The sequence below is a fragment of the Photobacterium iliopiscarium genome (assembly GCF_003026395.1).
In the GTDB taxonomy this organism is placed as follows: Bacteria; Pseudomonadota; Gammaproteobacteria; order Enterobacterales; family Vibrionaceae; genus Photobacterium; species Photobacterium iliopiscarium.
In genome coordinates this window covers 83,163-97,276 of record NZ_PYOO01000009.1, presented here as the reverse complement: position 1 = coordinate 97,276, position 14,114 = coordinate 83,163, and the positions used below count along the sequence as shown (strand labels likewise).

Sequence of the window (14,114 nt, the reverse complement as noted above, 5' to 3'; positions counted from 1 at the left end):
TCGCCTTTACCACATAATGCTAATTCTGTTGCGTTAGATCATCAACCTACGGCGTTGGCAATCTAATTTCCCACCGTGTTGACAAGCCAATTATGCTAGAATTTACGCTGAATTTTTAAACCCTTTAACCTACCGATTTCTATATCTGGAGTTATCATGAAAGGCGATTTAGCAATAGCATTTGCTCGTGTTACCGAAGGCGCAGCCCTTGCTGGCCATAAATGGTTAGGCCGTGGCGATAAAATTGCAGCAGACAATGCCGCAGTGGAAGTTATGCGTACCCTGCTTAACCACACTAATATCAACGGTGAGATTGTTATTGGTGAAGGTGAAATCGACGAAGCACCAATGCTTTATATTGGTGAACATGTTGGTTGTGGTGGTTGTGCCGTTGATATTGCCGTTGATCCTATCGAAGGTACACGCATGACAGCAATGGGACAAAATAATGCCCTTGCTGTTCTTGCCGCAGGTGAAAAAGGTAGTCTCCTAAAAGCACCAGATATGTACATGGAAAAATTGGTTGTTGGCCCACAAGCTAAAGGGGTTATCGATCTTGATAAACCCTTAGCCGACAACTTTGCTGCTATTGCGACAGCACTGAATAAACCACTCACTGAGCTGGTTGTTACTATTCTTGCTAAGCCTCGCCACGATGAATTAATCAAAGAAATGCATGCGATGGGTGTACGTGTATTTGCGTTCCCAGATGGTGATGTTGCAGCGTCTATTCTTACTTGCATGCCTGAAAGTGATGTCGATGTAATGTATTGCATTGGTGGCGCACCTGAAGGTGTAGTTTCTGCTGCTGCTATTCGCGCATTAGGTGGCGACATGCAAGGCCGTTTACTGCCTCGTCACCAAGTAAAAGGCGATACTGAAGAAAACCGTCGTTTAGGTGAAATGGAAATTCGTCGCTGTGCTGAAATGGGCATTGAACCAAACAAATTGCTACGTCTTGAAGATATGGCACGTAGCGATGATGTGATCTTTGCAGGTACAGGGATCACTAAAGGCGATTTAGTTGAAGGTATTCAACGCCAAGGGGATTTTGCGACCACTGAAACCCTATTAATTAGCGGTAAATGCGGCACGATGCGTCGTATACAATCAAGCTACGACTTAAATCGTCAAGATGAAGCGGTCAAGCGACACACACTATAACGCTTAACTCTTTTCAATAAAAAATGCACTACGGTGCATTTTTTTATTCCATTCTTAAACCTAAGAAGTCCTACTTTTAACGCATTATTATATTGTAAAGACATTGCTTTATTTAATAAGCTGATCCCATAATGTAATAAGAGTAACAATGATGACTGATTATGAAAACTATTGAAAAAATCCTTTATCACATCAAATATGAAGGCCCCGTTACCGCCAAAGTATTAGCTGATAAATTTCAGTTAACCACCATGGGAATTCGCCAACATTTACAAGCAATGGAAGAACAAGGCTTAGTCGATGCTTATGACGTAAAAGTTAAAGTCGGCCGTCCAACACGTCACTGGCAACTCACATCTCAAGGTCATCAACACTTTAGTGATCACCATGCTGAGCTTGCAATACAAACCCTAGATGCTGTGAGTGATTTATTTGGTCAACAAGGGCTACAAGCCATTATTGCTCAACGAGAACAACAAACCTTAACGCATTATCAAGCCGCCATTGCTGATTGTCCTGATTTAAAAAGCAAACTAATGACGCTAACCGAATTACGCCAGCGTGATGGCTATATGGCAGAGCTCATTAATGATGATCATGGCTTTTTATTAATTGAAAATCATTGCCCTATTTGTCTTGCCGCAACCCGTTGTCCATCACTTTGTCATTCTGAACTGACTATTTTTCAACATTTGTTAGGCGAGAATACCCTCATCCAACGTCAAGAACATATTATTACAGGCCAAAGGCGCTGTGCTTATCGAATAACATCCAAATAACGAGGAGGCCACTATGGCTGATTGGATCCCTGCACAAGTTATTGCTAACCGTCACTGGAACCAAGATTTATTCAGTTTATCGCTACGAGCGAATATTGAACCGTTTAAAGCGGGACAATTCACCAAACTTGGAATAATGATCGGCGATAATTTGATCCAACGTGCCTACTCGTTTGTAAACCCGCCTCAAGATTCTGATATTGAAATTTATGCCACACGCGTCGCTGATGGTTTGTTATCACCACGATTGCATGCTTTGCAAGCGGGCGATACTGTTCAAATCTCGGCCAGGGCTAATGGTTTCTTTACCCTTGATGACGTTGCCAATGGTCAGCATTTATGGCTATTTGCGACGGGTACAGCGATTGGACCTTATTTATCGATTTTAGGGCAAAAAGAAGTCTGGCATAAATACCGCAAAATCATTCTTATTCATGCGGTACGTTACGCCGCCGATCTCAGTTACCAAGCAGAAATAAGCATTCTAAAACAACAGTATGGCGATCAACTTATCGTGCAGCCGTTTGTGAGTAGAGAGCCAGCCCCGTTATGTTTAACAGGTCGAATACCACAAGCTATTGCTGATGGTTTATTAGAACGGCATGTGGGCTTATACCTAACCCCTGAAAATAGCCAAGTAATGCTATGTGGTAATCCACAAATGGTACGTGATACTAAAGCGGTACTTGAAGCGAAAGGTTTAACTAAAAATCTGCGTCGTCAACCGGGGCAAATTACCATGGAGCATTATTGGTAATCAAAAACGGTATCCAAGATAATATAAACACTCACGCCGCTATCTCTATCTATCTACTATCATTATAAATAGTAATTAAAGAAAGGAATAGCGGATGCTATCACTGCCTGATTTCGACCAACTGGTACAACTCGCCACCACTCATCCTCAGCAATTTGCATTATTACGCCAACAATTAATTGCACAAACCATTGCCCAAGCCAACCCTTGTATGCAACCGCGATTACTGGCGCAACAAAGCCATATTGATCGACTGATTAATCACGGTAAAAATCCACTTCACACCAATATTCTATTACAACAAGAACTCCAACGTCAGTTACAACGATTCAATCAAATACTTCAATCACAATCAACACAACACCCAGCAAAAATACTGCATTTAAAATAAGAAAATAAGAACGCACCCAAAACCAAAAATTTCGCCTAAATATTAAAAAAAAACGACAAAAAACTGCATATATTGAAATAATTCTCTATTTGTAGTTCACTTTTTGTCTTGAAAAGGGTACAACCAAACACATTAATGATTTTGAACAGTAAAAATTCAGTTGTGACTGGTATATTTTTACGCAGTTAATAATTACATTATTTTAATTTGGAGAAAAACTATGCGCTATCCTGTAGTTATGGGTAACTGGAAACTAAACGGCAGCAAAGAAATGGTTGCTAATCTACTTAACGGTCTTAACGCTGAACTTGAAGGCGTTACTGGCGTAGACGTTGCAGTTGCTCCACCAGCACTTTACATTGACCTTGCTGAGCGTACGCTTACAGATGCAGGCAGCGCGATCATCCTAGGTGCTCAAAACTCTGACCTACACAACAGCGGTGCATTCACTGGCGACATGTCTCCAGCTATGCTTAAAGAATTTGGTGCTACTCATATCATCATCGGTCACTCTGAGCGTCGTGAATACCATCACGAGTCAGATGCATTTGTTGCTGAGAAATTCGCATTCCTAAAAGAAAATGGTTTAACACCTGTTCTTTGTATCGGCGAAACTGATGCACAAAACGAAGCTGGCGAAACTATGGCTGTTTGTGCACGTCAACTTGACGCTGTTATCAACACTCAAGGCGTTGAAGCTCTTGAAGGCGCTATCATCGCTTACGAACCAATCTGGGCTATCGGTACTGGTAAAGCGGCTACAGCTGAAGATGCACAACGCATTCACGCTCAAATCCGTGCTCACATTGCTGAGAAATCAGAAGCAGTTGCTAAGAACGTTGTTATCCAATACGGCGGTTCTGTTAAACCTGAAAACGCAGCAGCATACTTCGCACAACCAGACATCGATGGTGCTCTAGTTGGCGGCGCAGCACTTGACGCGAAAAGCTTTGCAGCTATCGCTAAAGCAGCAGCTGAAGCAAAAAAATAATCTTTCCTCATGATTGATTAAATCAAGGTCACCTACGGGTGGCCTTTTTATTGCCACCAATAAAGTGTGGCATCAAAATATTAATCGATAAAAAAAGGCCGATATAAATATCGACCTTAATGATTTCAGTATTTTTATAACGTAATTTTAAAACAGCTTTTCAGCCAATTCATATAAATCGTTACGTACTGGACGACGCATATTTTCAATCGCATCGATAATATCGTGGTGAACCAGTTTTTCACACTGGATACCAATACAACGACCGCCTTCACCTTGTTGTAAAAGCTCAACCGCATAAGCACCCATACGAGATGCTAATACACGGTCAAATGCATCAGGTTGACCACCACGTTGAATATGGCCTAATACTGTTGCGCGAGTCTCACGACCTGTTTCAGCTTCAATGAATTTAGCCAATGCGTTAACATCAGTCATTAATTCAGTAATAGCGATAATCGCGTGTTTCTTACCTTTCGCGATACCTCGATTGATATGCGCAATCAGTTGATCTTTATCAAGACCCGTTTCAGGGGTAATGATGTACTCACAACCACCTGCAATCGCAGACATTAGTGTTAGATCACCACAATGGCGACCCATTACTTCAACAATTGAAATACGCTGATGAGAAGATGAAGTATCACGTAAACGGTCAATCGCATCGATTACAGTATTCATTGCTGTCATGTAACCGATAGTGTAATCAGTACCGGCAACATCATTATCAATCGTACCTGGGATACCAATACAAGGGTAACCCATTTCAGTTAGCTTCTTCGCACCCATATATGAGCCGTCGCCACCGATAACAACCAATGCATCAATACCGTGCAATTTTAGGTTCTCAATCGCTTTCTCTCGAATTTCCACTTCACGGAACTCAGGAAAACGTGCTGAACCTAAAAATGTACCGCCTTTGTTTATAACATCGGATACACTTTGACGATCAAGTTTTTTAATACAGTTATTATATAGGCCATGGTAGCCATCAAAAATACCGTAAACTTCTAGATCTTCTGTCAACGCTGCACGAACTACGCCGCGAACCGCTGCATTCATACCAGGTGCGTCACCACCACTGGTCAAAACACCAATCTTCTTAATCATGGTTACCCTCTGACTTTGGGAATTGAAAAATCAAATCCAACACGATATACCGAGGTTCCCCCACTCGATATCACAATCGATAATTATCATACTGTGTTCGTGAAAACTGAAATTTTCCTACTTATGTAGAAGTATTACAATTTAAATGGAATATTTTGTTGATTCATATCACGCTAGCACATTACTTCCCTGTCACCGATACTTACTCATCCGTCATCATTATTATTTTAATAGTTTTTTGAATAAACCTATCACGACGAATAATAAGTGGTAACGTTAATGTCTGCATAAATATAGACAATCACTAATATCACGCAGTATAGCTGTTTTATGATAAAAATTAATAACGAAACCTACCATAAAAATACAATCACTGCTTTATTCTGATGCCATTTCAGAGTAAAGATCTTAAAAAAACCACTGAAAAATAAACTTAATATCAAAAACAAAAAAAGCCATAGTAAAGACTATGGCTAATAAATAACGCAGAACGCTTATATAAACATATTTAGTGATTATTTTTAGTGTCTAATCGCATTACATGTTTTTCAGCTCGTTGTTGCTTAAGTTCAACAAATTTTTGCTTTTGCGCTGGCGTCAGAATATTTAACATCTTATGGCGCTGTTCTAGCATTGCAACACGACGTTCAACCTGTTGCTGCGACATTTTTTCAGCAATCACACGCACCGCTGATTCATCAAAGTTATCTGCTAATACCAATTTATCTAATTGCTGACGCTCCACCAACATCACTTTATGATTTTCTACTCGCTGTGCTTTATGCTCGCTGCGATTCGCTTGGCGTAACGTTTTCATTTCTTGTTGTTGGGCTGCGGTAAGATCTAACTGACTAAAAATTTTTCCACCATGATGACCTTTCATCATACGGCCTTGGTGATCTTGATGATCTTGGCCCGCAAATGCAGACATAGAACCCAGCACTAATGGCAATGCCATTGCGATAACAAGTGTTTTATTAAATATTTTCATCGTTGTTTCTCCAGCACTATCATCAATGAGTTGCCATATCATATGGCTTAGTCATTATCATAACCGTTGGAAAGTAAAATGCTGTCTAGCAAACGTAAACTAGCGTAAAGCTAAGACAGCTTAACTTGGCGTAGTGACAAAGATTAGCGATACTAAGCTTTCTTTATTCCGTAACCGCCTTTGTATTTGAGGACACTATTATGCCCAAAATTCTCTTAGTTGATGACGATATAGAACTGACTGCTCTCCTCAAAGATATTCTTGAACTAGAAGGATTTGATGTCGAAGAAGCAAATAATGGCATTGAAGGCTTAGCAAAGATCGATAGTAGTATTGATTTGATATTACTTGATGTGATGATGCCAAAAATGAATGGCACTGAAATGTTACGCCGTTTACGCGAAAAACACACCACTCCAGTAATGATGCTAACCGCTAAAGGTGATGAAATCGATCGCGTACTCGGACTTGAACTCGGTGCTGATGATTATTTACCTAAACCCTTTAGTGATCGAGAATTACTGGCGCGTATGCGGGCGGTATTAAGACGTACCCAACCCAATACCGAGACTAAAACCAATCATAGTGAATGCCTTATATATCAAGATCTGACGCTTTATCCTGGCCGACAAGAAGTACTATGTAATAAACAGCCGATTGAAATGACCGGTACTGAGTTCGCACTGCTAAGCTATTTTGTTCAACACCCCGGTAAGATTATTGCAAAAGAAGAGTTAAGTCTTGAAGTGCTTGGAAAACGTTTTGCTCAATTTGATCGCGCAATAGATATGCACGTTTCAAATTTACGTAAAAAGCTGCCCGTACGTAGCGATGGCAAACCATTAATAAAAACCTTACGTGGTAAAGGTTATCTATTAATTGAGGCCATATAATGCAAATACCTGGGTTTACTCACCTTTATGGGCGTATTTTCGCTATTTTTTGGACGACGTTATTAGTGGTAGTCGTAACATTAGTGCTCATGTTTCAATATGATCCACGCTCAGTACAAACCATTCCAAATCATCAGCTTCAGCGATTCCAATCACAAGCAGAAAAAATTAATCACCGTTTAAATACGCCAGCATCATCAGGTGACATCAGCCTCATATCACGAGTAAAAAACCTCACTCATCGTCGAGATAATCATAATAGTCAGCTCTATTTCACAACGATTGATGGCGATATAATTGCCCCACAAAAACACACCAAGGCACTACGTAATTTTATTACTATTGCTGATAACCCCAAGACTCCCCAACAACGACTTTATGGACGCTGGCTAATGGCAGGCCCGTTTATCATCACCACAGAACAACAATCACTGTATATGTATCGTGGTCAAGTATGGCGCGGTTCTCCCCCATTTTTCGTTCAAATAATGGATAAACCCTTTAAATTATTATTATTTACGATGTTGGTCAGTACGCCATTTTTGTTATGGCTGGCATGGGCTGTTACTCGCCCGGCGCGGCGGTTACAACAAGCAGCAGAGCGGGTTGCTCGTGGGGAATTTGAAGCGGATCCGACTTTAGAACAAGGGCCTCAGGAATTTAAACAAGCAGGTGCCAGTTTCAATCAAATGGTTGATGCGTTAAATAATATTATTAGCGGTCAACAACGATTGTTATCTGATATCTCGCATGAATTACGCTCACCGTTAACACGATTGCGTATGGCAACGGCATTAGCACAACGTAAACAAGGTCAAAGCAGCGAATTATCTCGCATTGATACCGAAGCTGAACGACTTGAAAAAATGATCAGCGAACTATTAGAATTATCTCGAATGCAGGTCAATAGTCATCAACAACAACAGATAATAGACAGTCATAGTTTATGGTATGAAATGCTAGAAGATGCCCGTTTTGAAGCAGAGCAGCACCATAAAACATTAACCTATAATCAGCTCCAAGCTTGGCCGTTAAAAGGCAATCCCAATTTATTAATTAGCGCCTTAGAGAACGTGATTCGCAATGCGATTAAATACGGTAATAATATTATTGAAATTAAGTTTACCCAGCAACAGCAGCAATTACTGATCACCATTGATGATAATGGCAAAGGCGTACCCAATGATGAACTTGATGATATTTTCAGACCGTTTTATCGTGTTTCAACCGCACGCGATCGCAGTAGCGGTGGCACGGGGTTAGGACTCGCAATAACAGAAAGTGCACTACGGCAACACCGTGGTGATATCAAAGCGACTTCAAGTCCACTCGGCGGTTTACGGATCAGTATGACACTACCGTTAGCCCGCTAAACATCAAGCTTAACCTTACCGATTAAAGATGATTGCTTGTTGCCGTTACGCTTGTCACAATAAGGCCTCTTTTTGCACCAGATAAAGCTGAATAACTATGTTTGATATTGCGTTATATGAACCTGAAATCGCCCCCAACACTGGCAATATTATTCGCCTTAGTGCTAACTGTGGTGCCAACTTACATTTAATTGAGCCACTAGGGTTTGATTTAGAAGAAAAGAAATTACGTCGTGCCGGTTTAGATTACCACGACCTAACGCATGTTTATCGCTATAAAAACTTTGAGGCTTTTCTTGAAGCAATGGCAGATCGTCGTATTTTTGCATGTACCACTAAAACGACTAACTACCATGTTAATGCGAAATTTAGTGAAGGTGATGTATTGTTATTTGGCCCAGAAACGCGCGGTTTACCCGCTGAATTTATTGCCAGCCTACCATTAGAACAGCGCCTACGTATTCCAATGCAGCCCGATAGCCGCAGTTTAAATCTCTCTAATGCTGTCGCAATTATTGCATTTGAAGCATGGCGTCAATTAGATTTTAATGGCTCAATCTAAAATTTACGCCTTAACAATCTGAACCTAAAAATAAAAAGGCGAACATTCGATCGCCTTTTTTATACATAATATTAATGACTTATAAATTAATCACTGTCACTTAGTCAATATGATTAAACACGTCATCACTGCCATTAAACTGTTGATCCATCTCAGTTGCGGGCTTCGCCGTTTTAGGTCGTCCAACAATAATTGCGGGCACGCCGGCAACCGTCGTGTGCGGTGGTACGGGTTCTAATACTACCGAACAAGCACCTATTTTTGCACCCGCGCCGACTTCAATGTTACCCAGCACTTTTGCTCCAGCGCCTATCATCACGCCTTCGCGGATTTTAGGATGGCGATCACCGCTTTCTTTACCGGTACCACCTAACGTCACATCTTGTAAAATAGATACTTCATCTTCAATCACAGTCGTTTCACCAATCACGATCCCTGTCGCATGGTCAAACATGATGCCGCAGCCAATCTGCGCAGCAGGATGAACATCAACCTGACACGCCACTGATATTTGATTCTGTAAGTACACAGCCAGTGCTTTACGGTTTTGTTTCCACAGCCAATTAGCAACCCTATACCCCTGCAAAGCATGACAACCTTTGAGGTAAAGTAATGGAATAGAGTAAGCATTAATTGCGGGATCGCGTTCTACAACAGCACGAATATCACAAGCGGCTGCTTCAACAATATTACTATCGCTAACGAACGCTTCCTCTATTACTTCACGAACAGCCATTGCAGGCATCGATGGCGTGGCTAATTTATTGGCTAAAATATAACTCAATGCTGACGCTAAATTCTCATGCTTAATAATCGTTGCATGATAAAAGCTAGCAAGCATAGGTTCTTGTTCGGCTTGTTGTCGAGCTTCTTGCTCAATCTCTAGCCATAATTGATATTGCTGACATTCCTTCACGAGTCCCTCGGCTCCACTTATTTATGTTAATCAAACCAATACCATCATTAATTATTCATTAATGGCTTATATTAGTAGGGTAACGTTACACAATCAGAACACTGAACGTTATTGTATTTTAGTACAGTTATAAAAAATAACGCGAGCCTAAGCTCGCGTTATTTTATAGATACCAGTTATCACCCTTAACAAGCAACTTTATTCGTACTTTTTCTCTCGTGCGAGTAAATCTTTTGCTGCTTCTCGAGCATCTTTACCAAGATAAAGCACTTGATAAATTTGTTCAGTAATCGGCATTTCGACCTGATGGCGTTGTGCTAATAACCACACTTCTTTGGTATTACGATAACCTTCTACTATTTGACCAATATCCTGTTGAGCTTGTTCAACACTGCAACCATTACCGAGCGCTAAACCAAAGCGACGATTACGAGACTGATTATCAGTGCATGTTAAAACAAGATCACCTAAACCTGCCATCCCCATAAAGGTTTCAGGTTGCGCACCAAGTGCAGCGCCCAGACGACACATTTCAGCTAAACCGCGGGTAATTAACGCCGTACGAGCATTAGCACCAAAGCCTATACCGTCCGACATTCCAGCCCCGATAGCGATCACATTTTTAACTGCGCCGCCCAGTTGCATTCCAATAAAATCACTGTTGCTATAAACACGAAATGTTTTATCACAATGAATTTTTTGTTGTAGATCCGCTACAAACTCAGCATCAGGAGAAGAAACAGCAATCGCAGTTGGCATTCCCTCGGCTAACTCTTTCGCAAAAGTTGGTCCAGATAATACAGCTAATGGAATTTGTTCTCCCAACACCTCAACCGCCACATCTTTAAGTAAACGTCCAGTGTCAGGCTCTAAACCTTTCGTTGCCCAGCAGATACGAGAATCTGGACGCAAGAAAGGTTTGATTTGCGCTAGCACTCCACCAAAAACATGGCTCGGTACAACGACTAACACATCACGACTACCCTGAATAGCGGCTTGCAAATCTGAGGTTAGTATTAACGAATCAGGAAAGCTCACTCCAGGAAGAAACGCTTCATTGGCACGATCGATTTCCAATTGCGCCATATGGTGTGGCTCATGGCCCCACAAAATGACATTGGCACCATTTCTGGCTAATGCAATTGCTAATGCTGTCCCGTAAGATCCAGCGCCTAACACTGCCATCGAAATCGTATTATTAACGTTCATTATATTGGTCACTTTTACAAATTAAGCTTCTGAACTTTCAGTATTTGCTTCAGCTTGGTTTTCTAGGTAGTTCATGAATAAAGCATCAAAGTTTACTGGTGCTAGGTTCAATTGTGGGAACGTACCTTTAACCACTAAGCTAGAGATTGTTTCACGTGCATATGGGAACAAAATGTTAGGGCAGAATGCGCCAAGGCAATGAGCAAGTTGTGGTGCTTCCATTCCAGCAACAGTGAAAATACCACCTTGTTGAACTTCACATAGGAATGCATTTTCTTCTTCATTTTTAACCGTTACAGTTAAACGAAGTACCACTTCATATACACCTTCAGCTAATTCACGGCTTTGAGTATCAAGATCCAATTTCACATCAGGATTCCATTCTTTTTGGAATACGTCAGGTGAGTTTGGCGCTTCAAAAGACACATCTTTTAGGAATACGCGTTGAATTTGGAAGTTTTGTTGCGCTTCGGTATTTGCTGCTTCAGCCATTTTTGGAGTCCTTTATAAATACTCGTTACCACGAGCTATTAATTATACTTGCAACTGTGTGTTCCACAGGCTGCATCAATTTAGATCGTCATCTTGCACTTAAATAAATTGCAAAATCACATCGAATAAAATTATTTTTTCTTACTTGCAACAAGCGGTAAGTTAGCTTCATTCCAAGCAATAAGACCGTCTTTTAAAACGTTAACGTTAGTAAAACCATCTTTACTTAACTGGTTTGCAGTCTCTTGTGATACTTGACCTGTCTTACATACAACAATAATTGGGGCAGCTTTGTGTTTTTCAAGCTCTGGGGTGTTCTGACGTTGAATTTGGCTTGGTAAAATGTGAACTGAGCCTACAATATGACCTTTACGAAACTCATCACGATTACGAATATCGAGGAATACACCCTCTTCGTTATTCACTAATGCCGTCGCTTCATTAATACCAATTGTTGTATATTTGGCATTTTTCTCTTTTACCATCATGCTAATTAGCGCGATAACAATACCAATCCAAGCTAATGATAAAACAGGGTTACTGGTTAAAAATTCAATATATTGATGCATTTAATTTACTCTATTGTCATGATGCGCGATTGCAAACCATGATATTACGGTCTGAAAAAATGAGTGTGAGTATACCTAGGTTGCTGATCTTGTGACAGCGACCTTGAGTATAAAAGCTTATTGAGCGATGACCTATCAATGAAATAGAAAAAAACTGTGATCCAGAGCTTACACTTTAATGAATAAATGCCTATATTCGACGGAGAGCACAAACAGACAAGCGATGATTTAGTTGCATCTAACCCTACTGCTTTGATGTGCTTTTGTAGTAAAATCGTGATAATTACTATATCAATTACCTTAAAAGGTATTTAGAACACAAAGCCTATTAAGGTAATTGATGTATTTTATTTAATTCGAAGAGGGACAGTATATGTCTGCGAAGAAACCACTTGCACTTGTAATTTTAGATGGCTGGGGCTACCGCGAAGATAACTCAGATAACGCAATTGCAAACGCTAACACACCCGTAATGGATGCGTTAATGGCGAACAATCCTAATACGCTTATCGCAGCGTCAGGCCTAGAAGTGGGTCTACCTGAAGGCCAAATGGGTAACTCTGAAGTGGGTCATACCAATATTGGTGCTGGCCGTGTGGTATATCAAGATCTTACTCGTATCACTAAAGCCATTGGCGATGGTGAATTCTTTGAAAATGAAGCACTTGTTAATGCGATTGATAAAGCAGTAAATACAGGTAAAGCGGTTCATATTCTAGGTCTTGTTTCTCCAGGTGGCGTACACAGTCATGAAGACCACATTGCAGCAGCAATTGAAATGGCCGCTAACCGTGGCGCTGAGAAAATTTATCTACATGCATTCCTTGATGGTCGTGATACACCACCACGTAGCGCGCAGCACTCACTAGAGCGTTTCGATGCCCTATTTGCAAAACTAGGTAAAGGCCGTACCGCTTCTCTTGTAGGTCGTTACTACGCAATGGATCGTGATAACAACTGGGATCGCGTTGAAGTTGCTTACAACTTACTAACTGCTGCTAAAGGTGAATTTACCTTTGCTAACGCAACTGAAGGTCTAGCTGCCGCTTATGAGCGTGGCGAGAATGATGAGTTCGTTAAAGCAACAGAACTACGCACTGCAGACCAAGAAACAGCATTCATTGCGGATGGCGATAGCGTTATCTTCATGAACTACCGTGCTGACCGTGCGCGTGAAATCACTCGTACATTTGAGCCTAGCTTTACTGGTTTTGAGCGTGCACAGTTCCCACAACTAGCTGACTTCGTAATGCTAACCCAATATGCGGCAAACATTGAGTTAACCACCGCTTTCGCACCAGCAAGCCTAGAGAACACACTAGGTGAGTGGCTATCGAAGAAAGGTAAAAAACAGCTACGTATTTCTGAAACAGAAAAATACGCACACGTGACCTTCTTCTTTAACGGCGGTAAAGAAGACGAGTTTGAAGGTGAATCTCGCTCACTCGTTGCATCACCAAAAGTAGCGACTTACGATCTTCAACCAGAAATGAGCTCACCTGAGCTAACTGCAAAATTAGTCGCTGCAATTAAGAGCGGTGAATTTGACGTTATCATCTGTAACTACCCTAACGGTGACATGGTTGGTCACACTGGCGTTTACGATGCTGCGGTTAAAGCGTGTGAAGCACTTGATAGCTGTATTGGTCAAGTTGTAGCTGCGATTAAAGAAATGGATGGCCAATTATTAATTACAGCCGACCATGGTAACGCTGAAATGATGGTTAACCCTGAAACGGGTGGCATCCATACTGCACATACTAATTTACCCGTGCCATTAATTTATGTCGGTAATAAAGACCTCGATCTTAAGCCAAACGGTAAGCTATCTGATCTAGCACCAACTATGCTATCGCTAACAGATATCGAAATCCCTGCAGAGATGTCTGGTCAGGTGCTATACAATCTGAAATAATT

Annotated in this window: 15 protein-coding genes; 9 read left to right on the top strand and 6 right to left on the bottom strand. The window is 41.0% G+C overall.

The features are described from left to right. Window positions 1-156 precede the first annotated feature (156 nt). The 5 genes from glpX to tpiA all read left to right on the top strand — a co-directional run bounded on the left by glpX (window position 157) and on the right by tpiA (window position 4,082). On the top strand, window positions 157-1,164 hold the full coding sequence (gene glpX, locus C9J51_RS13680; RefSeq protein WP_045039724.1) for a class II fructose-bisphosphatase: 1,008 nt from the start codon (window positions 157-159) through the stop codon (window positions 1,162-1,164). 161 nt (window positions 1,165-1,325) lie between these two features. Then, entirely contained in the window at window positions 1,326-1,943 is a 618-nt protein-coding gene (locus C9J51_RS13675; protein ID WP_045039723.1) for a helix-turn-helix transcriptional regulator, read from the top strand. A gap of 13 nt (window positions 1,944-1,956) precedes the next feature. Next, window positions 1,957-2,700, top strand: a complete 744-nt coding sequence (locus C9J51_RS13670; RefSeq protein WP_045035931.1) for a ferredoxin--NADP reductase — start codon at window positions 1,957-1,959, stop codon at window positions 2,698-2,700. A 94-nt stretch (window positions 2,701-2,794) separates the two neighbouring features. After that, window positions 2,795-3,091 carry a DUF3135 domain-containing protein gene (locus C9J51_RS13665; protein ID WP_045035930.1) on the top strand — a complete coding sequence of 99 codons (297 nt, stop codon included), beginning with the start codon at window positions 2,795-2,797 and terminating at the stop codon, window positions 3,089-3,091. A gap of 220 nt (window positions 3,092-3,311) precedes the next feature. After that, on the top strand, window positions 3,312-4,082 hold the full coding sequence (gene tpiA / locus C9J51_RS13660; RefSeq protein ID WP_045035929.1) for a triose-phosphate isomerase: 771 nt from the start codon (window positions 3,312-3,314) through the stop codon (window positions 4,080-4,082). A 147-nt stretch (window positions 4,083-4,229) separates the two neighbouring features. Here the strand turns inward: tpiA and pfkA are convergent, their stop codons facing one another. Then, window positions 4,230-5,192 (bottom strand): 6-phosphofructokinase, encoded by a 963-nt coding sequence (pfkA, locus tag C9J51_RS13655; RefSeq protein ID WP_045035928.1) that lies wholly within the window; start codon window positions 5,190-5,192, stop codon window positions 4,230-4,232. Window positions 5,193-5,700: 508 nt separating this feature from the next. Then, window positions 5,701-6,183 carry a Spy/CpxP family protein refolding chaperone gene (locus tag C9J51_RS13650; protein ID WP_045039752.1) on the bottom strand — a complete coding sequence of 161 codons (483 nt, stop codon included), beginning with the start codon at window positions 6,181-6,183 and terminating at the stop codon, window positions 5,701-5,703. A 200-nt stretch (window positions 6,184-6,383) separates the two neighbouring features. Here C9J51_RS13650 and C9J51_RS13645 point away from each other — a divergent pair, with 200 nt between their 5' ends. The 3 genes from C9J51_RS13645 to C9J51_RS13635 all read left to right on the top strand — a co-directional run bounded on the left by C9J51_RS13645 (window position 6,384) and on the right by C9J51_RS13635 (window position 9,011). Next, a complete protein-coding gene (locus C9J51_RS13645) occupies window positions 6,384-7,076 on the top strand; it encodes a response regulator (RefSeq protein ID WP_045039722.1) in 693 nt (230 codons plus the stop codon). After that, window positions 7,076-8,449 (top strand): envelope stress sensor histidine kinase CpxA, encoded by a 1,374-nt coding sequence (gene cpxA, locus C9J51_RS13640; protein WP_045039721.1) that lies wholly within the window; start codon window positions 7,076-7,078, stop codon window positions 8,447-8,449. Before C9J51_RS13645 ends, cpxA begins: the two co-directional genes overlap by 1 nt. A 97-nt stretch (window positions 8,450-8,546) precedes the next feature. After that, entirely contained in the window at window positions 8,547-9,011 is a 465-nt protein-coding gene (locus tag C9J51_RS13635) for a tRNA (cytidine(34)-2'-O)-methyltransferase (protein WP_045035925.1), read from the top strand. Window positions 9,012-9,111: 100 nt separating this feature from the next. Here the strand turns inward: C9J51_RS13635 and cysE are convergent, their stop codons facing one another. From cysE to C9J51_RS13615, 4 genes are all read right to left on the bottom strand, one after another. After that, window positions 9,112-9,927, bottom strand: a complete 816-nt coding sequence (cysE, locus tag C9J51_RS13630; RefSeq protein ID WP_045035924.1) for a serine O-acetyltransferase — start codon at window positions 9,925-9,927, stop codon at window positions 9,112-9,114. 198 nt (window positions 9,928-10,125) lie between these two features. Next, window positions 10,126-11,136 carry an NAD(P)H-dependent glycerol-3-phosphate dehydrogenase gene (gpsA, locus tag C9J51_RS13625; protein ID WP_045035923.1) on the bottom strand — a complete coding sequence of 337 codons (1,011 nt, stop codon included), beginning with the start codon at window positions 11,134-11,136 and terminating at the stop codon, window positions 10,126-10,128. Window positions 11,137-11,157: 21 nt separating this feature from the next. Then, window positions 11,158-11,628, bottom strand: coding sequence for a protein-export chaperone SecB (secB, locus tag C9J51_RS13620; protein WP_045035922.1), 471 nt, complete (start codon window positions 11,626-11,628; stop codon window positions 11,158-11,160). A gap of 131 nt (window positions 11,629-11,759) precedes the next feature. Continuing rightward, window positions 11,760-12,197, bottom strand: coding sequence for a rhodanese-like domain-containing protein (locus C9J51_RS13615; protein ID WP_045035921.1), 438 nt, complete (start codon window positions 12,195-12,197; stop codon window positions 11,760-11,762). A 373-nt stretch (window positions 12,198-12,570) separates the two neighbouring features. Here C9J51_RS13615 and gpmM point away from each other — a divergent pair, with 373 nt between their 5' ends. After that, on the top strand, window positions 12,571-14,112 hold the full coding sequence (gpmM, locus tag C9J51_RS13610; RefSeq protein WP_045039720.1) for a 2,3-bisphosphoglycerate-independent phosphoglycerate mutase: 1,542 nt from the start codon (window positions 12,571-12,573) through the stop codon (window positions 14,110-14,112). Window positions 14,113-14,114: the final 2 nt, after the last annotated feature.

Bases quoted from the DNA above. Each gene is read 5' to 3' on its own strand.
- pfkA (WP_045035928.1), bottom strand. From the start codon at position 5,192: ATGATTAAGAAGATTGGTGTTTTGACCAGTGGTGGTGACGCACCTGGT.
- gpsA (WP_045035923.1), bottom strand. From the start codon at position 11,136: ATGAACGTTAATAATACGATTTCGATGGCAGTGTTAGGCGCTGGATCT.
- C9J51_RS13665 (WP_045035930.1), top strand. From the start codon at position 2,795: ATGCTATCACTGCCTGATTTCGACCAACTGGTACAACTCGCCACCACT.
- glpX (WP_045039724.1), top strand. From the start codon at position 157: ATGAAAGGCGATTTAGCAATAGCATTTGCTCGTGTTACCGAAGGCGCA.
- C9J51_RS13675 (WP_045039723.1), top strand. From the start codon at position 1,326: ATGAAAACTATTGAAAAAATCCTTTATCACATCAAATATGAAGGCCCC.
- C9J51_RS13635 (WP_045035925.1), top strand. From the start codon at position 8,547: ATGTTTGATATTGCGTTATATGAACCTGAAATCGCCCCCAACACTGGC.
- cpxA (WP_045039721.1), top strand. From the start codon at position 7,076: ATGCAAATACCTGGGTTTACTCACCTTTATGGGCGTATTTTCGCTATT.
- secB (WP_045035922.1), bottom strand. From the start codon at position 11,628: ATGGCTGAAGCAGCAAATACCGAAGCGCAACAAAACTTCCAAATTCAA.
- tpiA (WP_045035929.1), top strand. From the start codon at position 3,312: ATGCGCTATCCTGTAGTTATGGGTAACTGGAAACTAAACGGCAGCAAA.
- gpmM (WP_045039720.1), top strand. From the start codon at position 12,571: ATGTCTGCGAAGAAACCACTTGCACTTGTAATTTTAGATGGCTGGGGC.
- C9J51_RS13650 (WP_045039752.1), bottom strand. From the start codon at position 6,183: ATGAAAATATTTAATAAAACACTTGTTATCGCAATGGCATTGCCATTA.
- C9J51_RS13615 (WP_045035921.1), bottom strand. From the start codon at position 12,197: ATGCATCAATATATTGAATTTTTAACCAGTAACCCTGTTTTATCATTA.
- C9J51_RS13670 (WP_045035931.1), top strand. From the start codon at position 1,957: ATGGCTGATTGGATCCCTGCACAAGTTATTGCTAACCGTCACTGGAAC.
- C9J51_RS13645 (WP_045039722.1), top strand. From the start codon at position 6,384: ATGCCCAAAATTCTCTTAGTTGATGACGATATAGAACTGACTGCTCTC.